Here is a 20373-nt window from a genome sequence, read left to right as displayed (position 1 = left end):
GCTACAGCCAGTCCTGCTCGGCGGCGATACGCACGGCGTCCAGCCGGTTCCTGGCGTCGAGCTTGGTGACGATCATGCCGAGGTAATTACGCACGGTGCCCTTGCTCAGGTACAGCCGCGCGGCGATCTCGTCGATCTCGGCGCCGTCCGCGGCCTGCCGCAGCACCTCGATCTCCCGTTCGCTGAGCGGGTTGTCGCGCAACCGGAGCGCGGCCGCCGCCAGCGCTGGGTCGAGCACCCGCCTCCCGTTCGCCACGGCCCGGATCGCGTCGGCCAGTTCTGCGGGCGGGGCGTCCTTGACCAGGAATCCGTCGACGCCGGCCGCCATCGCTTTCCGCAGCACCGTGGGCCTGCCCAACGCGGTCAGCATCAGTACCCGGCAGCCCGGTATCCCGGCACGCAGTTCGGCGGCCGCGGCGATTCCGTCCAGGGCGGGCAGATCCACGTCGAGCACGGCCACGTCCGGCCGGCAGGCAAGCGCCGCGGGAAGTACCGCGTCGCCGGCGGAAACCTCGGCCACCACGGTGATGTCGGGTTCGCGGGCGAGCAGCGCGACCACCGCCCCGCGTACCAGGTGCATGTCCTCGGCGAGCAGCACGGTGATCATCCCGGTCACGAGACCACCGTCCACACAACGCCCTGTGCCTGCCACACGATGCCTGCCCGCTCCCCGCTGATCGCGTCCCGCTCCGCCGAATCCCGTGTGGATGGTCGCACATCCGCAGACCGCCAACCCGGAGGCGAGCGTGCTGCCGTCCGCCTCGTCCACGGATGGGCGGCTGCTGCTCCGGCCGTTCGCGCACCGGCCGACGGTCGTCACCGGCCGGCGTCGCGTTCCGGCTCGTCGCGTTCCGGCTCGTCGCGGTCGAAACGATCCGGCGAATCATCGCGAGTTCGACCCACCTCGCTCGTCGGGCACCGGTGCGCGATCATGCCGGTATGGCGCATACATCCGACGACCGGCGCGATCCGTCGGCCGGGCAGCACGAATCCGGCATGCTCGAGGTCGGCGACGGCCATTCGCTGTACTGGGAGGTGTCGGGCAACCCCGGTGGCAAACCGGCCGTCGCGCTGCACGGCGGTCCCGGGTCGGGGAGCTCGCCGAAAACGCGGAAGCTGTTCGACCCGGACCGCTACCGGCTGGTCCTGTTCGACCAGCGCAATTCCGGGCGCAGCACCCCTTCGGCGACCGACCCGGTCGTCGACCTGTCGGCGAACACCACCCAGCATCTCGTCGCCGACATCGAGGCGCTGCGGGTCCACCTGGGCATCGAGCGCTGGCTGGTGTGGGGCGGTTCGTGGGGCGTCACGCTCGCTCTCGCCTACGCGCAGGCATATCCGGAACGGGTGAGCGAACTGGTGCTCGCGGCCGTGACCAACGGCGACCGGCGCGACACCGACTGGATCACTCGCGACATGGGCCGTGTCTTCCCGCGCGAGTGGGAACGGTTCCGCGAGGGCGTGCCCGCCGCCGAACGCGACGGCGACCTGTCCGCCGCCTACAGCCGGTTGCTCCACGACCCCGATCCCGAGGTCCGGGCCCAAGCCGCACACGGTTGGTGTGAATGGGAGGACACGCACATGTCGCTGGCCCCCGACGCCGCACCGTCCCTGTCGGTCGCCGATCCGGCATTTCAGCTCGCCTTCGCCCGCATCGTCACCCACTACTGGTCCCACGGCTGCTTTCTGGACGAGGGGCATCTACTGCGCAACATCGAGCGGCTGCACGGGATCCCTGCCGTGCTGATCCACGGACGCTATGACGTCAGCGGTCCACTCGGCACAGCCTGGGCGCTGCACCGAGCCTGGCCAGGGAGCGAGCTCGTCGTTCTCGACGACACCGGTCACCGTGGCGGCGGCATGCCCGCGGCGATCACGGCCGCCACCGATCGCTTCGCCCAGGAACAGGGTGAGTGATCGCGGGAAGACGGCGGCAACCCAAGAACCAGTCCTTTGTGGACAGGCCTGTGGGCCTCGGCCGCTACCCGAGCTGGTCGCGACGGCGCGTCAGGTAGGCGATCTCGGCGGTGTTGCCCGCCAGCTCGATGGCCTTGTCGTAGGCCACTCGCGACTCCTGCGCGAGCCCCAGCCTGCGCAGCAGATCGGCGCGGGTCGCGTGGTAGGCGTGGTAGTCGGCCAGGCCGTCCCGTAGACCGTCGACGACTTCCAGTGCCGGCTCGGGACCGTGGAGTTCGCCGAGCGCGATCGCCCGGTTCAGGGCGACGATCGGTGAGCGGTCGAGGCGGACGAGCTGGTCGTAGAGGGCGAGGATCTGCGACCAGTCGGTCTCGCGGATGTCGCGGGCCGAGGTGTGCACGGCGTTGATCGCGGCGAGAATCTGGTAGCGCCCCGGGGCCAGCCCCGAATCCAGCCGCTCGCGTACCAGCCGATGGCCCTCGGCTGTCAGCGCCGCGTCCCAGGAAGCCCGGTCCTGCTCGGCGAGCGCGACCAGTTCACCGCTCGCCGACACCCGGGCGGTGCGGCGGGCCTCGGTCAGCAACATCAGTGCCAGCAAGCCCGCCACCTCACCGTCCTCGGGCATCAGGGCGCGGATCAACCGGGTGAGCCGGATCGCCTCGGCGGTCAGGCCCGGACGTACGGGATCGGTGCCCGGGCCGGTCGCCAGGTAACCCTCGTTGAAGATGAGGAAGAGGACGGCGAGCACACCGGACACGCGCGCCGGGAGTTCGTCCGCACGCGGCACCCGGTAGGGGATGCGAGCCGCCTTGATCTTCGCTTTCGCACGGGTGATCCGCTGGCCGGTGGCGGCTTCGCGCACCAGGAGAGCACGGGAGATCTCGGGCACGGTCAGACCACCGACCATGCGCAGCGTCAGTGCCACGCGGGTCTGCGTCGCGAGCGCCGGGTGCGCGCAGGTGAAGATCAACCGGAGCCGTTCGTCGCCGATGGCGTCGGGTTCGGGCGGATCGTCGTCGTAGACCACCCCGGCCTCCTGCTGCTTGTCGTCGCGCCTGTTCTCCCGCCGGATCCGGTCGATGGCCTTGCGGGTGGCGGTGGTGGTCAGCCAGGCGCCGGGGTTGGCGGGCACACCGTCGGCGGGCCACCGCTCGACGGCGGTCGCGAACGCCTCGGCCGTCGCCTCCTCGGCGGTGTCGAGGTCACCGAAACGTCTGGTCAGCGCCGCGACGATCCGTGCCCACTCCGCGCGGTGTGCCCGGCCGGCCGCCTCCCGGGCGTCGAGCACGCTCACCCGACCAGGAACGGCCGTACCTCGACCCTGCGGTTGCAGTGTTTCGACCCCTCGGCGGCCAGTCTGATAGCCACGTCGAGGTCGGGGGCCTCGATTATCCAGAAGCCGGCGAGGAACTCCTTCGACTCCAGGAAGGGCCCGTCAGTGAGGATCGGCTCCCCGTCGCGGCCGTCGACGACCGTGGCCGTGCTGGGAGCCGCGAGACCGCCGGCGAACACCCAGTGGCCCTCGGCCCGGATCCGGTCGTTGAAGGCGTTGATGGCAGCCATTTCCGCCGGGGTGGCGGAGCCGGTCAGCTCGTCGATCACGGAAACCAGGTACTGCATCTCGGATCATCTCCCGTGTTTCTCGGCGCCGCATGTGGACGGTCGCGACAGTATCCCGCTCGACGGTTCACGGTCCGGCGTTCCGGACGTGGCGGCTCTCGATGTGCGATCGGGGCTCGTCGGCGGCGGATCGGTGGCTCTACGGAGTGGCAGCGCCCGCGTACCTCGGACGCCCGCCGGGCCGGTACACCTGGATGGTCACGCCGCCCGAGCCCGCTCGCGAGTCGAGCAGTTCCAGTGCCGTGTCCGGGCCGGTGGAAGGGAACAGCCGCGTGCCATGACCGACGACCACGGGGTACACGAGCAGGGTGAACTCGTCGACGAGCTGGTTGTCGAACAGCCAGCGGACCAGCCTGCCGCTGCCGTGCACCTGCAACTCACCTCCCGGCCGGGCCTTCAGCTCACGGATGGCGGCCGCGAGGTCACCGGAGAGGACGGCCGTGCCCGCCCAGCGCGGATCGGTGAGCGTGGTCGAGGCCACGTACTTGGGTCGCGCGTTCAACGCGGCCCCGATGGGGCTGCTGCTCGGATCCTCCGTCACGCCCCAGGAGCCGGCGAAGATCTCGTAGGTCCGTCGTCCGAAGAGAAACGCGTCGGCGCGCTGGTAAACCTGGCCGAGGTAGGTCTCGGTCTCGCCGCCGAACAGCGGCAGCGCCCACCCGCCACGTTCGAACCCGCCTCGTCGATCTTCGTCCGTTCCGCCGAGTCCTTGCATCACTCCGTCTGCGGAGACGTTGGTGGTGGTCGTCAGTTTCATGATCGGGTGCCCTTCTCGCCGGGTATGTCGCCGTTCCGTGACGAGCGGGCCGCGGCGCGGAACTCATCGGTCACCACCGGCCCGTTCACCTATGCCACGAACGGCTCGGCCCCGATCCGACATCCCGTCCGGAGTTTTTTTCCACCGGTTCGATCGCGCCCGGCCACGAAGGGGTCCACCGGATCGCCGAGGATCCGGCCACCCGTCCGCGGCCTACCTTGACGAGCCACCGGTCGCGGGCGTGGCGCCCTCGTCGCGTCCGGGGCGCGCCGGTCAGCCGGTTACAGCCGCCACCGGTGAACGCCGTCCGGGCGGTCCAGCCACACCCACTGATCCTCGCGAGTCACGGTCAGCCCGAAGCGATCCCAGTCGGGCCGACCCTCCGTCGCCCACAGCTCGCGTGCCGCCACGATGTCCGCCCAGAGGTCGCGCGGGCCGCCTGACCTGACGGCCCGCGAGGAACCGGGCTCACCGGGTTCAACCTCACACCACGACCCGTCGGCCGTCACGTACAGCGCGGCGCCCGGCTTCCCGGTTTCCTCGTCGGTCACGCTCCCGAACGTGACCCGCTGGGCCCCTGGCGCAAGATGCAGCAGGAACCACGTCACATAGCTGCCCCACACCTGGTGCGGGACGTCGGCTTCGGTTGTGGTGTGCCGTGCCTCGCCGGCGTCCCGGTCCATCGACGGCGCCACGATCGGCGCCGCCTCCGCGTTCCGCATGTGCATGAACGTGGCGTATCCACCAAGATCGAAACGACCCTCCAAGCGATCCTGAAACCGTTCCAGGCGCACCAGGTTTCCCGCCCCGATCCCTGCCAGCACTTTCAGATCGACCAGCACCAACCCGCCCGGCACCGTCTGTTCCACCCAAGCCCACGGCACCCGATCTACAGCGCACGTGCCGATGATCCTGTCGAACGGTGCGTGTCCGGGCAATCCGCGGGCGCCGTCCGTGACGCGCAGTGTCGGCGTAAACCCAAGCTCCGCCAAGTGATCGCGTGCCGCCTCGACCAACGTCGGGTCGACATCCACGGAGTACACGTGCTCCGCGCCGAGCCGATGCGACAGCAGCGCCGCGTTGTATCCGGTGCCCGTGCCGATTTCCAGCACCCGGTGGCCACCGTCCAGCCGCAGTGCTTCCAGCATCCGCACCATCACGCTCGGCGCCGACGACGAGGTGGGCAACAGGTTGTTGTCGTCCGGGTCGAGCTGCCCCACCTGGGTGGTCAGCGGCCGGTTGGCGTAGACAGCGCTCCACCACTCCTCGGGCGTGTCTTCCCGTGAACGGCGTTCCCATTGCGGGGAACCGTTCTGTTCGTAGAACGACGGGACGAACACGTGGCGCGGGACGGCAAGCACTGCCGCCTGCAACCGGTCGTCGGTGAGTTTGCCTGCTTCGACCAGCTCAACGCGGAGCCGGTCAGCGCGGGCGGGCCAGGTCTCGGGGTCGATCACAGTGCGCCTTTCCCCTGATCTTCAAGCCAGCCGTACTGGCCTCCTGCGTTGACTTCCAAGAAGGTCCACGATCCGTCAGGGCCGACCACAAAGCCCAGAGCCCCGTACGCAAGGTCGAGTTCGCGCATGAGAGCCATGATTCGCATGTGGATGTCCTGCGGCAGTTCGATCAGCTCGTAGCGATGTTTCTGGTAGTCGCGCCGGAAGTCCACGTACGCCTCGGCACTGGTTGCCTCGATCGCCATGGTGGTGACATTGCCGCCGACCACGATCACACGGGCGTCGAACTGCTTCGGTGCCCATCGCTGGAACTGGTGGTCGTCAGGTCCACATTGGACAGATTCATGAGGTCCGCCTCATCGAATATCCGGGTGTAGCCGACCTTCCGGCCACCGGCCTCCACGATGGAGTTGGAAATGAGGGGCTCCGAGCACGGTCACTGCGCCGACGACCGCTGGCGTGGCGACGCAACTGGTGTCGGGCATCGACTTGGGCCGGGTGACAGCAATCGGGGCCATCTCCGCTCGCGCGGGGAGCACCGTCACGCAGGGAGAGCGTTTCAACAGGTCGATTCGAGCGCGCATCACCCATTCGTAGCTACGGGCGGAAGCTGCGAAGCCGATTCACGCTGTCGGTCAGCTGCTCGTACGCCGATTGGTACTCGATCATTGCGGCGATACCGATGATCACGACTCCGATCGCGATCAGGAGACAGAGCACGCCACACACGGTCGCCCACGGCACTGATCGGCGGACACCAACCGCGATGGCGGCAACAGACGCCCCGGCGGCAAGCACTCCGACCACGATCACCGCCTGGTAGTCCAGCACGCGGGCCGTCAGCGCGACGATGGTGGCCACGACAACGAGCGCGACCGTGGGCCACAGCACGTAGTGGTGGATCGGTGCGGGGCGGGGAACAGGGGGCCGCCAGTACACGGGCTGCACCGGGTACGGGTTCCGGTGCGGGTGTTGCCACCCGGGGTGTGGTGCGTTCATGGTGGCGGCTCCGTGAGGTTGCGGTGGTGGTGTAATCGCGGCAAGCCAGTGCTCGTTACGGCGAGGTAGGTAACGAACAGAATCGGTGGCGCTACGCGGCCAGCGTGAGCACTGGCCCAGCGGAGAAGTTGCCCGGGGGCACTGTCTCCGGCGCATGTAGGTGACGAGGCCGGCGACGGTGAGAGGCGACAGCCAGATATCGCGGGACCATCCGTCTCGCGCGGCCCTGCCGAAGGGGACCACCCCCGCTCGCGCGGGGAGCACTCAGTGTCGGATCTGTGCGAAGAGTTGGCCCGGGGACCATCCCCGCGCAGGGAGCACCAACGGAATGGGCGGCGGTGACGTCGAGACCCGGGGACCATCCCCGCTCGCGCGGGGAGCACGCCGAAACCACGCTTGCGTCCGCGCTCGCCCTGGGACCATCCCCGCTCGCGCGGGGAGCACGACTCCGGCGGCTGGGCCGACAGCCTGACGACGGGACCATCCCCGCTTGCGCGGGGAGCACCGTGCTCGCCGCAGGCGGCGGCCGGGTCCAGGCTGGGACCATCCCCGCTCGCGCGGGGAGCACATGGCGTAGTCGGCGGTGGCGTTCCCCGCCCAGGGACCATCCCCGCTCGCGCGGGGAGCACCGCATCGGCGGGAACGGTGGTTCCTCGCTGCTGGGACCATCCCCGCTCGCGCGGGGAGCACGCCGCGGCCGGGAACCCACTGGTCCAGGCCCAGGGACCATCCCCGCTCGCGCGGGGAGCACGTCCGGCTGGCCCCGGGCGAGTGGGCTGTCATGGGACCATCCCCGCTCGCGCGGGGAGCACCTCCCGGCCCAGCGGATACCACTCAGGGTGTCGGGACCATCCCCGCTCGCGCGGGGAGTACTGGCTGTCCGCGCCGCTGAGGCCATCGCCGTGAGGACCATCCCCGCTCGCGCGGGGAGCACGCCCCCACCAGCCTGGCAACCGCTGATCGCAGAGGGACCATCCCCGCTCGCGCGGGGAGCACGGCCAGCAGCCATCGTTCCACCTCGTCGGTGAGGGACCATCCCCGCTCGCGCGGGGAGCACTCGAGGATGCGGAGCGCTCGCGCGACCAGGCGGGGACCATCCCCGCTCGCGCGGGGAGCACTCCAACTCGACCTTCACCGTCGCCGCAGAATCAGGACCATCCCCGCTCGCGCGGGGAGCACTGCCGCATACACGCCTTCGGACTGGTTGGCGCGGGACCATCCCCGCTCGCGCGGGGAGCACGCGCATGTTCTTGGGGGATTGCGACACTGTCGGGGACCATCCCCGCTCGCGCGGGGAGCACGTCCGCTGCCCGCCCGGCACACGGGTAGTGCGAGGACCATCCCCGCTCGCGCGGGGAGCACCCCTGCTTGCCGTCCTTGTTCAGGTCCGGGGTGGGACCATCCCCGCTCGCGCGGGGAGCACGCGCTGGGGGCCGAGCCTTTCCGGCCGGGCGGGACAGTGCTCCCCGCTCGCGCGGGGAGCACGTGTTCGGGCGCCCGGATGACACGCCGTACCAGGGACCATCCCCGCTCGCGCGGGGAGCACACATCGCTCAGGGTTGGTTCCCGCTCGCGGCCGGGACCATCCCCGCTCGCGCGGGGAGCACGCACGGCGGTGCACGCCTGGCTGGCCGACGCGGGACCATCCCCGCTCGCGCGGGGAGCACATTGCATCCAACATGCCCGCACGCAACTGCCCGGGACCATCCCCGCTCGCGCGGGGAGCACGGGCAGCATCTCGACAGGCAACCCCCACGCGGGGGGACCATCCCCGCTCGCGCGGGGAGCACATCCACATGGCAACGCCGGTAGCGGGTACGGGGGGACCATCCCCGCTCGCGCGGGGAGCACCCGTGGATCCCGGACGGTCTTCATCGGCGTCGTGGGACCATCCCCGCTCGCGCGGGGAGCACCGAACGCCGTCATCCGTCTTCCCCTGAGAGGAGGGACCATCCCCGCTCGCGCGGGGAGCACGTGCAGACGACGGTCTCTTGCACGGTCTTCCCGGGACCATCCCCGCTCGCGCGGGGAGCACTACTCGTGGATCGTGTCGTACCGGGGCCACCCGGGACCATCCCCGCTCGCGCGGGGAGCACGTGGATCACGCGACAGCTCCCGTCCGCACCGGGGGACCATCCCCGCTCGCGCGGGGAGCACGTCGAACTCGGCGGCGACGTCGATGCGGCGCAGGGACCATCCCCGCTCGCGCGGGGAGCACGTACCGCGCGCGCAGCATGTCGAGCATGTCCCGGGACCATCCCCGCTCGCGCGGGGAGCACCCGCCTGGTGGTCCGCTCGCAGACTTTCTGCTGGGACCATCCCCGCTCGCGCGGGGAGCACGATTAGGGTTAGACAGAACGCACAGGTTGGGGGGGGACCATCCCCGCTCGCGCGGGGAGCACTCGGCGGCGAGTGCGGCTTCGCGCATGGAGTAGGGACCATCCCCGCTCGCGCGGGGAGCACGCCCGCACCAGCACGGTGCGGGCCCTGCTCGCGGGACCATCCCCGCTCGCGCGGGGAGCACCGCTGGCGCCGCTGATTGGCGAGATCGCGATCAGGACCATCCCCGCTCGCGCGGGGAGCACCTTCTTGGCGGCACGGCGTCGAGGTCGCATTTGGGACCATCCCCGCTCGCGCGGGGAGCACGGCAGTCGCCAGCGAGCTGCGCCATGCGCCGCGGGACCATCCCCGCTCGCGCGGGGAGCACCGGCGGCGCGGACCCCGGGCGCTCACTGCGAGCGGACCATCCCCGCTCGCGCGGGGAGCACGTGGAGCTGGTCACCCGCAGTGCGACCGTCCCGGGACCATCCCCGCTCGCGCGGGGAGCACGCCAGCTCGTGGCGGGCAGCGGTGTCGTGCGCCGGACCATCCCCGCTCGCGCGGGGAGCACGCGCGCAGGTCTTGCGGGCTCAGGTGAGGGCTGGGACCATCCCCGCTCGCGCGGGGAGCACTGGCGGATGGTCAGCGTGCGGTTCAGGATGCTGGGACCATCCCCGCTCGCGCGGGGAGCACCGAGCCCGGAGCGCAATCTTCCCAGCGAAACCGGGACCATCCCCGCTCGCGCGGGGAGCACCTCGGCGATCTCGGCGATCGCCTGGTCGACCCGGGACCATCCCCGCTCGCGCGGGGAGCACGAGCGCCCCACCCTTCCCGTCGCACGCCAACTGGGACCATCCCCGCTCGCGCGGGGAGCACATTCCCGCCGCATCTGCTGCCGGGCCGGGGATGGGACCATCCCCGCTCGCGCGGGGAGCACTCTTGTTGACCTGGCACTTTACCGGGCCTGGATCGATAAACTGTGGCAACCGGTCAGGGCTGTCGCTTGCCGAACTTGCGGCGCCTTGCCGCGGTGCTCCAACCGGCGGTGCGCTGCGCCGGGTGGTCGCCGGTGTCCGCGCGGCTGTGGGGCCGGAGCATGAGCTGTACGCCCTCGATGTCGACGGGCTCCCAGTTGTGCTGGTGGACGGTGAAGGTGAGCCCCTGTTCGTTGTCCGCCTTGCAGACCATGATCGCCCGTCCGGTCTTCACCATGTCGACGACGCGGATCCAGACCAGTTCCCGCACGCGCGCACTGATCGTGCCCACGAAGACGCCGGGCGATATCTCCAGCAGCCAGCGGGTGAGATGCCCGCGCAGACCGACCGGACAGGCCGCTACGACGATGACGGTCACAGTTCGTGTTCCTCCTGATAGGACACACCGCTGCTGACGTCGTTGCCGTCGTAGTCCCAGAGCATCACCACGTCGGGATCGTCGAAGGCTTCCGGCCCGTATTCGATTGTGCCGTCGTCCTCACGAAGCAGCGACGAGATGTCGTCCACGCACTGCTCGAGGAATCGGTGCCGCCGCAGGTAGTCGCGAACGGCGCGGCGCGTTTCCGCGCCGACGTCCATCGGTTCGGCGGCCGCGATGTCGAACGCGATGGGGATCGCGATCTCGGCCTTGTAGAGGTCGGCGATGTCGAAGACGAAGGAGCGAATGTGTCCTGTGTGGACGAAGCCGAGTCCTGGCGTGCACCCCAGCGCCACGACGACGGCGTGGACGACCCCGTAGAGGCTGGTGTTCGCGGCGGACAGTGCCTGGTTGACCAGGGTTCCGGCGCTGAAGTCGGCGCTGTCGTACTCGCGGCGGGTCCAGGTGATTCCGGTGCGGTCGGCGTGCTCACGGTAGAGACGGCGTACTCGGGCGCCTTCCTTTCCGCGCAACTGGTGCATGCTCAGACCGGAGGTCGACTCACCGGGAAACCTCATCGCGTACATCTGCCGGGCGACCCGCAGCCGGGACGGTTCGTGCGAAACGAGTGCCGCTTGTGCCTGGAGCAGACGGGATGAGCGGGCCAGAGACCTGCCGTGGGCGTAGTAGCGCACGCCGTGTTCGCCCACCCAGACCGCGGTGGACCCGCTTTCGGCGAGCAACACCATCGCCTGCTGGCTGACCGTGGTGCCCGGGCCGAGCAGCAGTGCGCCGAGGGTGGCCGCGGGGATGTGGACGACACCGCGGGTGTCGCGGGCGGTGATGGCGTTCGCCTCACGATGTATCACGCTGTGTTCGAGATACACGAAGGTGAGACGGTCCTGGGCCCGAGTGAGCTGGGACAGCGGTACGGGTTTGGCTCCCGGGATGTCGGGCATCGGCTCACCCGGCGGCGGCGAGAGTGAGCAGGCCGCAGCCGTATCCCTTGGCGGGTCCGATTCCGTGCACCAGCGCGTGGCGCAGCGCGTCGGGATCGACGACTTCCAGTGTGCCCTCGAAGGTGGCCGTGGCGATGGTGACCGTGCGGCCCTGTCTGGCGAACTTCGACATCCCGCGTGCGTGTACCGCGACGTCGGGTTCCTTGCTGTCCCCTTCGAACACGGTGAAGCCGTGCTTGTCGGTCCTGCTCAGCAGCCACTGTGTCTGCTGGGCGACGGTGACGTGCCCGAATCGCTGAGAACGGGACGCGTTCTCGTCTTTGCGCGTGGACCGTACGGGGTTCGCGGTCAGCCGGAACGCCCATCGGCCGCCGACGGTGAGTCGCGCCAGCAGTGGTGCGTACTCGCGTGTCTGCCAGGTCTGAGTGCTCGGTCGTCCGCAGTCCTCGACGAGGTGGGTCAGGTCGGGGCGGTGCGGGCTGACGAGGTAGAGCAGGGTTTGGTTCTGCTTATTGTCCAGTCGCCACAACACCCGCCCCTGCTCCCCCGGGACGGCCTGCCCGGCCGGGAAAGCGGCGAGCACGGCGGCGTGCAGACGTTGCGGTGAGGCCAGCAGGGTGCGACTGCCGCGGCGGGCGGTGTTGAACTCGAATCGGGTCAGGTAGGTCATGGCGCACCTTCGGTGAGCAGAGCCATCGGATCGTGCGGGTCGGGGACTGCCCGAACAGGGGCGGTGGCCGGCCGGTAGCGCGGGTTGGGCACGTTCGGCGCGTGGCCGCGCAGAATCGAGCGCCAGCCGTGCTGCCGGTGCCGCGGGTCAAAACTGACCGGTTCGTCGTGGACCAGTTCGCTGTTGGTCGCGCCGGGCTCGCAGTCGATCACGGTCTCCAGCGAGACGGTTGGCTTCGGGTGCCGTGCCTGAACGCCCGGGGATGCCTGCCAGGGTTCGTTGCCGAGTACCTCTTCGGTCGTTCCCTCGCGAATGCCCACGATCAGTTTTCCCGCGGGCGGGCAGGAACGACGTCCCAGATAGAGCGGGAACACCGGAGCGCGCAGCATGTCGCGGAGTCCGCCCACCATCGCCGGATCCCCCTCGACGGCCGCGAGGAACACCGCGTCGGAAAGGTAGAACCGGTACGACAACGGCAACGGAGCCGAACCGTCGACGGGGCGGGCGGTCTGGAAGTCACGTTCCAGTTGACCGGGTTGTTCCACCCGGACGCCGAAACGCAGACCGCACAGGTCCTCGACGGAGTCGGTTCGGCGACGTCCGGCCGCGGCGGCGAGCATGCCGACGATCCCGCTCTTGCTCGGTGTCCGGTCGGTGTTGCGGCGGGCGAATCGGCTGCTGGTCCCCCAGGACTGCATCGGCGCGGCCAGCCGCAACAGCAGCACGCTCACCGCTGTTCCAGGCGCTGCGCGACGAGTTCGCCGAGCGCGGACGCCAGTGTGTCGAAGGAGGTGCGCTGCCCGATTCCGGAGAGGACGTCGGTCCGATCGCCGATTCCGACGCTCCAGGCGGCGACCGGTGTCTCGTCGTAGGCCTGGTGCAACTCGTGCGCGTAGTCGGCGATCCGGGTCATCGTCGCGCCGATCCGGCCGCCCTTGTCGTCGGGTCCGACGGCTTCCTCGAACGCGCCGACCAGATTCATCGACTGGGATTCGCGCACGATCACCAGAACCGCGTCAGGCAGGGTGCGGTTGGCGAAGGTGTTCTGCTTCCCGGTGGGCATGCTGGTGACGAACGATCGGGTGAAGGCTTCCACCGCGCGGCGGGTGGCTTCGGCGTCGCCGAGGTTGTCGTTTAGCCGATTCACGTCGACGGTGGCGTAGCGGTAGAGCGTGGAGGAGTTGAACTCGACCGTGCCGATCATTCCGGCCCCGGAGTCTTCCTCGCTGTCGGCCTTCTTGTGGTCGTCGACGGCGGTGTAGTAGTCGTACTCGTTGCTGACCTCGTGCACACTCAACGCGTGCGCGACTTGTGCGGCGGCGTCGACGTTGAGGTCGGTGTCATCGGCGACCATGCGGCCGAAGAGAGCCACGTCGACCGAGTGCGCCTGGTTGGCCCGGGCTTTGGCCGTTTTCTTGTCCACAACGGGTTTCCCGTCGCCTGCCTCACGGGCCGCGGCGACGGCGAGTTCGGCCAGCCCTATGATCTGGCTCCTGCTCAGGAAAAGCAAATAACCCGATTCGGCCGGAGCCTCTTTCTTGCGTGCGTCCTTGAGCTTGATGCCCGCCTGGGTGAGCACCTCGGTCGCCAGCGCACCCGCTGTGTCCTCGAGGCTGGGATCCTGCTTCACGATCTGCTCGGTCAGCAGCTCCACAACGCGCTTCGTACGGACTCCGAGTTCGCCGGCGTCGAGGTGGTCGTCGAAAGCGTCCCGGGTGGCGCGTTTCCATGCCTGGCTGGAAACACGGGATCGACGGCTGCCACCGTAGACGGCGGTCTTCGGGCTTCCGGTGTCGTCGCGGTTGATGTTGCTCGGCGGGACGGTCTGCACGACATGGACGTCGACGATGGTGCGGCTCATGGCTACCTCAGTTCTGTTCGGGCTTGGCAGGTGCGGCGGGAGCGTTCGGTTCGGCGAAAGGCGTGTTTTCTGCGCGGGGCAACACGTAGAAGTCGCGGCCCCAGGCCATGCGCACCCGATCCGGGCCGCCCGGCATCTGCCAGCGCACGAGCTGGGTGGCGAGCTGCTGGTAGTCCTGCGGGATCCCCTTGACCCGCAACAGTTGCACCAACCCGCGAAGGTGATGCACCAGTTCGTCCAGACTCGCGGAGGTCCCGAAGGCCTGGAATCTTCTGGTGATCGGACTGTCCCCGATATCGCCTGGACTGTCGACAAGTCTGCGTAATGCTCGGCCGAGGCTGTGCTCGCGGCCGGCCCGATGCATACCTTTCGACTGCGCCTGCTGGTGCATCGCGTAGAAAGTAAGACTGATGTGGGCGGCACGTTCCCCGGTGGTCACCGCGTCGGTGGCGTAGCGATCGACGAGTTCCTCGCCGAGAGTGTAGGAAAAGATCTCCGGGATACTGCCCGGTTCCTTGCCTGCCGCGCGGCGAAGCCTCGCCAGGGCGGCGACCGCGTCGGCGCGGTTGTGCAGCGCTCCGTGCTGCAGGAATCGGATCTTGGTGCCGACGAAGTCGGCCGTCCGGTCACCGACCCACGGACGAACGGGATCGACATGCGTCATGCCTGACTCCTCGCGGGTTCTGCTGTGTCGGTACTGGATTCGAAGGCGAGCGGCACCGCGACACGGAGGTTGCGAGCGAACCATGCCGAGGCGTGCGCCGCGGTGAGCAGCCGGCCACGCACCGGCCTGCCGGTGAAGGCGACGGCCGGCACGGCCCGCAGCAACTCCTCGCCGAGCCGCCGCGTCTCCCGGTGGGCGATCCGATGCCAGCGGATCTTCGCGTCGGTCGGGTCGTCGGTGGGGCCGAGTTCGCGCAGCCATACCCGGAACGCCACGTCGAGCTGGGCGTACGCGCGTTCGATCGCACGGTCCCGGTCGGAATAGTCGGCCGGATCGGGAAGCCCCGAGGGCGATGGCGGCGCTTTCCCGCTCGCCTGCGCGAGATTGAGCGCGAGCCCACCCAGCGCGAGGGCGCATCCGTCGGCCGCGCCGACCGCGTCCAGGGCCGCGCCCACCAGGTCGACGGCATCGTGGCGCAGCAACACCGCGCGCATGGACAGCGCATCGTCCACCACGTCTTCGGTGACCGAACTCTGCGCACCGTAAGCCATGCCGACGGTGCGCAGGCGCAAGGGGAAGTCGTCGTCGAGCACGTCTTCCTCCGTGAGATGGGCGAACCATTCGAGCACCGCGGCCGATAGACCCGCGGACGCGTCGGCGCCCTGGGTGGAATGTGCCTGCGCGGCGGGCAGCAGCGATGGCAGGCCACGCCAGACGGTCCGCTTCGGATCGTGCTCCCTTGGCATGTACACGGTCGGCAACCCCAGCTTCTTCTGCTGCGCCTGGCTGCGGCGCCAGGAGGTCAGCGGCTCGGTCTGGTGCATGTTCTGCGGCGCGATGGCCTCGCCGTTGCAGATCAGCACTTCGGTCACTCGACTGCCTTGGGCGAACAACCGGATTCGCCGTGCCTGCCAGGTGTAGAGGTCGAGCGGACCGGTAGCCGTCCGCTCCTGCCCCACCGGCCCCGGTTCCCTTTCCCATGACGGCAGGTCCGTGCCCGGCGCCCGGCCTGTCTCGTCGAAATCCGCCGGGAGCAGGTTCAGCAGCAGCGTCTCCCGCACCGTCGCACCCTCGACCAGCACGGTGCCGATCCGCCCGCACCAGCCGGTGCCGATCGGATAGCCCTTGCCACCTTTCGTGCGTGGATCATCCTGCGCGCCGGATTTGATCCCGGAGGGATCGAATGCCTGGCAGTGCACCAACCAGCGGGCAGCTTCGGCAAAGGAAAGCGACATCTCACCACCGAGTCGGTTGGTGAAGAACGGGCGGCCGTTCGGTACGTCGGCGACCAGCTTGTTCAGCTCGGAGGTCTCCCCCCTCGCCGTGCGCAGGTCCGGAACCTGGAAGAACGGGGTGCGCGGGTGGAACAGGTCGAACCGGTCGCGGTGCGTGCTCAGGTAGTCGCTGATCTGTTCGCCGGGAAGACGTTCGGCGTTCCAGAGCTCCCGCCAGTGTTGGAAATCGCGCGGCCCGCCGACCGCTCGGTGCAGAACAGCCAGTAGCAGCCGGGTCAGCGCAGCGTCCTGCGTCGCCAGGTCGCCGGAGAGCGCCACCAGTTCGTGGGCACGGTCGAACAGGTCCATAAGAGACAGTTCGACGGCTTCCCCGGTGAGCGTCCTGGCCGGAATCCACGGTTCGCCGCACAGGTCGAAGGTGCGGATGTCAGATTCGTTCATGGACGAGTCCTCTTCGCGGGTCGTACGTGAGTGCGAATGTCGCGTCACCGGCGAGAATCTCGGCACGCCGGTCCTGGTCGAGTACCAGCACGAGTTGCCCGGCCAACAGGCGGGTGACGGCGAAGCTGGTCGGTTTCGTGTTCTCCAGCGAGGCGATCACCTTGTCGATGACACCACCGTGGGACAACGCAAGGGGCAGCCGTAGCGCGCACGCCGCGACGATTCGCGCCAGGTCGTGCGGCAGCGGCTCGTCCAGGGGCAACTGTTGTCCGCCACCGCGTTCGATCCACTCGGGAGTCAGCAAACCGCCGTCTGAGTCTCCCTGCACGACCAGGACTTCCAGGGATTCCTCGCCATCCCTGACCTGCGCCATGCCGTCCGGGCCTTCCGCGTCCCCCACACCCGCGCGTAACCAGCCGACCAGGCTCGGTTCCACGCTGTGGGGGTCGCCGAGGATGAAGGTGTGTGCCTTGGACGTGCGTTCGGCGGCGCGGAGCCGTGCGGCGTTCGCGGCGGTGACCATCGCCTCCTGCCAACTTGCCGGGCCGAGGGGCACGTCTTCGTAGGCGTCACGCACGATCTCGGGAATGTCGGCGGGCAACGCGACCGTGTCACGTTCGGCGAACAGTGCCGCTGAGCGGAGCAAGGTGTGCTCGCCGTAGATGCGACGGACGTCGGACACGGCGCGCACCGGGGCCGCCGCCCAATCCTCGACGCCGGTGATCGCACAGTGCGGCTCGCTCACTCCGGCCGGGCGTGTGCGTTCGTGCCGGTGCAGCCTGCCGATCCGTTGCAACAGCAGGTCGGCTGGGGCCAGGTCGGTGACCAGTACGTCGAAGTCGACGTCCAGTGACTGCTCCAGCACTTGCGAGGCGACCACGATGTGCGGGCCACGCCGGTCGTTGCCTTCCCCCGGTGGGCCGAAGCGCCGCACCAGTCCCCGGTCGATTCGGGCTCGATCGCAGGCGAGGAAACGGGAATGGTTCACCGTGACCGCGTTCTCGCCGAATTCCGCGATCAACCGGTCGGCGGTTTCCTGCACCCGGGTTACGGTGTTGCGCACCACGGCGGCGCATCCCCCATCGGCCAGCTTGGTCCGCAGGTACCGCACCAGTGTGTCCGGATCGTCCGGGAGCCGGTCGAGACGCACGGTTGCGCCTGCCGGTGCCGGTACGGTGCGCACCGTGCCCGTCGAGCTGATAACCGCCGGATAGCCCACCGTTTCCACTGCCGGAATAACTGGTTCGCGGCCCCTGCCTTCCGCATAGGCGCTCAGCAGTTCCGCCCGTCTGACCGGCGGCAGTGTCGCTGACAGCAGCACCACGGGAACGTGATAGGCACCGAGCCAACGCAGAATGCGGTGCAGGTACTGCGACATGTACACGTCATAGGCGTGCACTTCGTCGATAATGACGACTTTGCCTGCCAGCGCGAGGTGCCGCAGCATCACGTGCCGGCTTTTCAATGCACCGACCAAAATCTGATCGATCGTGCACACCAGGAACGAGGCCAGTGGCCCCTTTTTCCGGCCGCTCAGCCACTGGTGCGCGATCAGCGTCTCGCTGCTATCCCGCTCGCGGTTCTCGCCGATGTCGGCGAATCGTCCTGCCCGTACCAATCCTGCGTACTCGTCGTTCAGCATCGCTTTGCCATGCGCGAGTGCCACCGTCAGTGCGATGTCGGATTCGTTGCGCGGCAACGCGGTCAGCCACTGATGTATCCGGCCGAACATGGCGTCGGTGGTGGCCTGGGTGGGCAGGGCGACGACACAACCACCGGCCCCGGACTTGCGAGCCTGCTCCTCCGCGACCACCAGCGAGACTTCGGTCTTCCCGACGCCCATCGGCGCCTCGATGATGAGCATCCCCGGTTCCGGCTCGGCGCGGACCAACTCGACAGCGGCGACCTGTACCGGTCGCGGAACGTCGATCGCCGGAAACCTGCGACGGAAGGTGCCGGTCAGATCGGTATCCGCCGGCGCCGGTACCCACCGAGGCGGCAGCGCGAGCCGTGACCAGCCATAGGCGGCGCGCTCCGCGGTGCGGTCCTCGTCGGGTTCGGCGGGAACGTCTTCCATGGTCGCCAGTTCCTGCATGGGAAACAGGTCGTCGTTCGAGGCGATCCAGTCGGCCATGATGACCAGGCCGGACAGCAGCACCATCGTCGGCCTGTCCAGTCGATGTCCAGCCAATGGAGCAAGCAGTTCAGGGGCGGCGCGCCGGGTGGCCCGCCGCAGGATCTCCGTCCTGGCGGACTGCCATACGGCACCTCCGCTCAGTTCCGGATGCTGCCGGACCAAGGCGAGCTGGGTCCGTTCCGGGGCGACACCGTGATGGCTGCCCACAATCGAGGCGAGCTGCACCGCGATATCGCCCGATACGACGAACAATTCTTTCGTCAACCACGACCGGACAGCGGAATGACCGACAAGCTGATGCGATACGGCCGCACGATTCGGGTCCTGCGCCAACGCCGGATTCACCGGCAGCCCGAATCGGCTCATTCGATCCGCGAGCCGACGATCCTGTACAGCGAACGCAGGGCTCGCCTTTCCCACGTCGTGCACGCTCGCCAACCAGAAAATCAGCGTACGGAAAGTACCCTCTCCGCCCGGCATGGAATCACAAACGCGGGAAACCACTTGCCGTGGTAGCCACTCGTCCACGATTCGCCTGGCCACCGCCGCGGTATCGTCGAGGTGTTGCAGCAAGGGCAACCATCCGGTCACCGACCCCTGGTCGTCACGGCTCGTTTTTCCCCATGGCGACAACCAATATCGCTCGTCCATCACCTCGCCCCCTCCTGGTCCGATCCCTCGGGCGTCGTCCGCTGACATGACATTCGGTGGAGCGCTGGAACCGTTACTCCCTGCCGACGGCGATCACCCAAATGGCCCTGCCGGACACATCGCACCGACATTCCCCGCAATCGCGTAAACAACAAACCATTCGAAGAAAGTCAGTGGACGACTCGATGAAGTCCGAACGCGGAGATCGCAGCGACCGAGATGAACGCCATTAATCCTTGCTGCATAGCAGCCTGCACAACCTGCGAGTCGACAACCTGCGACGCGTCCAGCACCCTCGCCACAGCGACATTAAAAGCCAGATATCCGACAACAATTGACGCGATACCGATGGCCAGCGATCGAGGGAAGATCGGACGTTTACGCTCGGAACCCACCGTTCTCCCCACCTTTCGGACCTTGCTGCGCCGGAGCATGTCGCACTCCGGCGCAGCAACCACCGTCCCCGCTTGCGCGGGGATCACCTGGACGTGCCCCCGAAAGGAAACGTTCAACTTGGACCAACCCGGCCTGCAATGCCGGGAGGAGCTTGCGGTCCTCGACTCTCACCTTCACGGAAGCACCTTAAGCACAGTGGTGTATTTTCCAATAGGGAACGTACAACTGTTCACTAGTGTGGGTGCTCGTGACGAGCAGCGGAGCCCTAACGGACGCGGCGTCCCGCCACCCCGTGATCGGCAGGTGATGACCTGCACTTCAGCGGTAGCGTCGCGCATCGAGACGACCGCCATACTGAGGCAACGCCAACGGTTCACGCTGACGACGTCGACACAATCGCACCGATCGGAAGTCTCTGCGGAGAGCTTCCCGGTACTCGCCAAACATTAACGATTCAGCCCTGATATCGTCGCAGGTCAGCAAGGGGTTCTCCCCGCGCCAGCGGGGATGGTCCCCGGGGTCCATTCCCCCCGCGATTTCCAGCGCCGTTCTCCCCGCGCCAGCGGGGATGGTCCCAACCACCTGCCCCGTTGGAGTGGCACCCCTGGGTTCTCCCCGCGCCAGCGGGGATGGTCCCAGGGTGAGGCAGCCGGGAAGGTGCATGTGGTGGTTCTCCCCGCGCCAGCGGGGATGGTCCTGGGTTGTCCGGAACCGTCCGAGGGCTGCCACGGTTCTCCCCGCGCCAGCGGGGATGGTCCCGGGCAGACATCCGCCTATGAGGGGGTGGTGTGGTTCTCCCCGCGCCAGCGGGGATGGTCCCATCGGGGTCGTCGCACACGACCGCCCCAACTCGTTCTCCCCGCGCCAGCGGGGATGGTCCCTCGTCAGGTCGTTTGTTGCCTTGGCATCGGGTGTTCTCCCCGCGCCAGCGGGGATG

17 protein-coding genes and 3 CRISPR repeat arrays (1 of these 20 cut by a window edge) are annotated in these 20373 nt (G+C 68.6%); of the genes, 1 reads left to right on the top strand and 16 read right to left on the bottom strand.

Translation table 11 applies throughout. The annotated features are described in order from the left end of the window. Nucleotide 1: 1 nt before the first annotated feature. Nucleotides 2–607: a response regulator transcription factor gene (locus CFN78_RS20990; RefSeq protein ID WP_094864650.1), complete on the bottom strand. Its 606-nt coding sequence runs from the start codon at nucleotides 605–607 to the stop codon at nucleotides 2–4. A gap of 332 nt (nucleotides 608–939) precedes the next feature. Between CFN78_RS20990 and pip the strand changes: the two genes are divergently transcribed. Further along, the gene (gene pip / locus CFN78_RS20985) at nucleotides 940–1917 is read left to right on the top strand and encodes a prolyl aminopeptidase (protein ID WP_165777643.1); all 978 of its coding nucleotides are present in this window, start codon (nucleotides 940–942) and stop codon (nucleotides 1915–1917) included. A 64-nt stretch (nucleotides 1918–1981) separates the two neighbouring features. Here the strand turns inward: pip and CFN78_RS20980 are convergent, their stop codons facing one another. The 15 genes from CFN78_RS20980 to CFN78_RS28795 form a co-directional block, all read right to left on the bottom strand. Continuing rightward, a complete protein-coding gene (locus tag CFN78_RS20980; RefSeq protein ID WP_094864648.1) occupies nucleotides 1982–3205 on the bottom strand; it encodes an RNA polymerase sigma factor in 1224 nt (407 codons plus the stop codon). Between the two features lie 2 nt (nucleotides 3206–3207). After that, complete coding sequence (locus CFN78_RS20975; protein ID WP_094864574.1) at nucleotides 3208–3537, bottom strand: YciI family protein; 330 nt, start codon at nucleotides 3535–3537, stop codon at nucleotides 3208–3210. Nucleotides 3538–3676: 139 nt separating this feature from the next. Continuing rightward, nucleotides 3677–4294: a dihydrofolate reductase family protein gene (locus CFN78_RS20970; RefSeq protein ID WP_094864573.1), complete on the bottom strand. Its 618-nt coding sequence runs from the start codon at nucleotides 4292–4294 to the stop codon at nucleotides 3677–3679. A gap of 281 nt (nucleotides 4295–4575) precedes the next feature. Further along, a complete protein-coding gene (locus CFN78_RS20965; protein ID WP_094864572.1) occupies nucleotides 4576–5751 on the bottom strand; it encodes a methyltransferase domain-containing protein in 1176 nt (391 codons plus the stop codon). Further along, on the bottom strand, nucleotides 5748–6026 hold the full coding sequence (locus tag CFN78_RS20960; RefSeq protein WP_094864571.1) for an MvdC/MvdD family ATP grasp protein: 279 nt from the start codon (nucleotides 6024–6026) through the stop codon (nucleotides 5748–5750). Before CFN78_RS20960 ends, CFN78_RS20965 begins: the two co-directional genes overlap by 4 nt. A gap of 322 nt (nucleotides 6027–6348) precedes the next feature. Next, nucleotides 6349–6612, bottom strand: coding sequence for a hypothetical protein (locus CFN78_RS20955; RefSeq protein ID WP_133116405.1), 264 nt, complete (start codon nucleotides 6610–6612; stop codon nucleotides 6349–6351). Between the two features lie 492 nt (nucleotides 6613–7104). Beyond that, a CRISPR array of direct repeats spans nucleotides 7105–8173; the repeat unit is 29 nt; unit sequence GGGACCATCCCCGCTCGCGCGGGGAGCAC. Nucleotides 8174–8266: 93 nt separating this feature from the next. Further along, nucleotides 8267–10006: a CRISPR direct-repeat array (repeat unit 29 nt; unit sequence GGGACCATCCCCGCTCGCGCGGGGAGCAC). Nucleotides 10007–10059: 53 nt separating this feature from the next. Further along, on the bottom strand, nucleotides 10060–10422 hold the full coding sequence (gene cas2e, locus CFN78_RS20950) for a type I-E CRISPR-associated endoribonuclease Cas2e (RefSeq protein ID WP_094864569.1): 363 nt from the start codon (nucleotides 10420–10422) through the stop codon (nucleotides 10060–10062). Next, complete coding sequence (gene cas1e / locus CFN78_RS20945) at nucleotides 10419–11381, bottom strand: type I-E CRISPR-associated endonuclease Cas1e (RefSeq protein WP_094864568.1); 963 nt, start codon at nucleotides 11379–11381, stop codon at nucleotides 10419–10421. The genes cas2e and cas1e overlap by 4 nt, the downstream gene beginning before the upstream one ends. Nucleotides 11382–11385: 4 nt before the next feature. Further along, on the bottom strand, nucleotides 11386–12051 hold the full coding sequence (cas6e, locus tag CFN78_RS20940; RefSeq protein ID WP_094864567.1) for a type I-E CRISPR-associated protein Cas6/Cse3/CasE: 666 nt from the start codon (nucleotides 12049–12051) through the stop codon (nucleotides 11386–11388). Beyond that, nucleotides 12048–12782 carry a type I-E CRISPR-associated protein Cas5/CasD gene (cas5e, locus tag CFN78_RS20935; RefSeq protein ID WP_094864566.1) on the bottom strand — a complete coding sequence of 245 codons (735 nt, stop codon included), beginning with the start codon at nucleotides 12780–12782 and terminating at the stop codon, nucleotides 12048–12050. Before cas5e ends, cas6e begins: the two co-directional genes overlap by 4 nt. Continuing rightward, entirely contained in the window at nucleotides 12779–13912 is a 1134-nt protein-coding gene (cas7e, locus tag CFN78_RS20930) for a type I-E CRISPR-associated protein Cas7/Cse4/CasC (protein ID WP_094864565.1), read from the bottom strand. Before cas7e ends, cas5e begins: the two co-directional genes overlap by 4 nt. Before the next feature lie 7 nt (nucleotides 13913–13919). Next, nucleotides 13920–14576 carry a type I-E CRISPR-associated protein Cse2/CasB gene (gene casB / locus CFN78_RS20925; protein ID WP_094864564.1) on the bottom strand — a complete coding sequence of 219 codons (657 nt, stop codon included), beginning with the start codon at nucleotides 14574–14576 and terminating at the stop codon, nucleotides 13920–13922. Next, nucleotides 14573–16252, bottom strand: a complete 1680-nt coding sequence (gene casA, locus CFN78_RS20920; RefSeq protein WP_094864563.1) for a type I-E CRISPR-associated protein Cse1/CasA — start codon at nucleotides 16250–16252, stop codon at nucleotides 14573–14575. The genes casB and casA overlap by 4 nt, the downstream gene beginning before the upstream one ends. Further along, entirely contained in the window at nucleotides 16239–19040 is a 2802-nt protein-coding gene (locus CFN78_RS20915; protein ID WP_094864562.1) for a CRISPR-associated helicase/endonuclease Cas3, read from the bottom strand. The genes casA and CFN78_RS20915 overlap by 14 nt, the downstream gene beginning before the upstream one ends. Before the next feature lie 170 nt (nucleotides 19041–19210). Then, the gene (locus CFN78_RS28795) at nucleotides 19211–19435 is read right to left on the bottom strand and encodes a hypothetical protein (protein WP_133116404.1); all 225 of its coding nucleotides are present in this window, start codon (nucleotides 19433–19435) and stop codon (nucleotides 19211–19213) included. Between the two features lie 487 nt (nucleotides 19436–19922). After that, a CRISPR array of direct repeats spans nucleotides 19923–20373; the repeat unit is 29 nt; unit sequence GTTCTCCCCGCGCCAGCGGGGATGGTCCC; it runs 1475 nt beyond the window's last position.

The sequence above is a fragment of the Amycolatopsis antarctica genome (assembly GCF_002262875.1).
GTDB lineage: Bacteria > Actinomycetota > Actinomycetes > Mycobacteriales > Pseudonocardiaceae > Amycolatopsis > Amycolatopsis antarctica.
This window is presented reverse-complemented; position numbering and strand designations above follow the sequence as displayed.

What these genes read in the sequence shown, in the direction of transcription:
- cas7e (WP_094864565.1), bottom strand. Translation starts at nt 13,912, where the DNA reads ATGAGCCGCACCATCGTCGACGTCCATGTCGTGCAGACCGTCCCGCCG.
- CFN78_RS20970 (WP_094864573.1), bottom strand. Translation starts at nt 4,294, where the DNA reads ATGAAACTGACGACCACCACCAACGTCTCCGCAGACGGAGTGATGCAA.
- casB (WP_094864564.1), bottom strand. Translation starts at nt 14,576, where the DNA reads ATGACGCATGTCGATCCCGTTCGTCCGTGGGTCGGTGACCGGACGGCC.
- CFN78_RS20975 (WP_094864574.1), bottom strand. Translation starts at nt 3,537, where the DNA reads ATGCAGTACCTGGTTTCCGTGATCGACGAGCTGACCGGCTCCGCCACC.
- pip (WP_165777643.1), top strand. Translation starts at nt 940, where the DNA reads ATGGCGCATACATCCGACGACCGGCGCGATCCGTCGGCCGGGCAGCAC.
- CFN78_RS20915 (WP_094864562.1), bottom strand. Translation starts at nt 19,040, where the DNA reads ATGGACGAGCGATATTGGTTGTCGCCATGGGGAAAAACGAGCCGTGAC.
- CFN78_RS20990 (WP_094864650.1), bottom strand. Translation starts at nt 607, where the DNA reads ATGATCACCGTGCTGCTCGCCGAGGACATGCACCTGGTACGCGGGGCG.
- cas1e (WP_094864568.1), bottom strand. Translation starts at nt 11,381, where the DNA reads ATGCCCGACATCCCGGGAGCCAAACCCGTACCGCTGTCCCAGCTCACT.
- cas6e (WP_094864567.1), bottom strand. Translation starts at nt 12,051, where the DNA reads ATGACCTACCTGACCCGATTCGAGTTCAACACCGCCCGCCGCGGCAGT.
- casA (WP_094864563.1), bottom strand. Translation starts at nt 16,252, where the DNA reads ATGAACGAATCTGACATCCGCACCTTCGACCTGTGCGGCGAACCGTGG.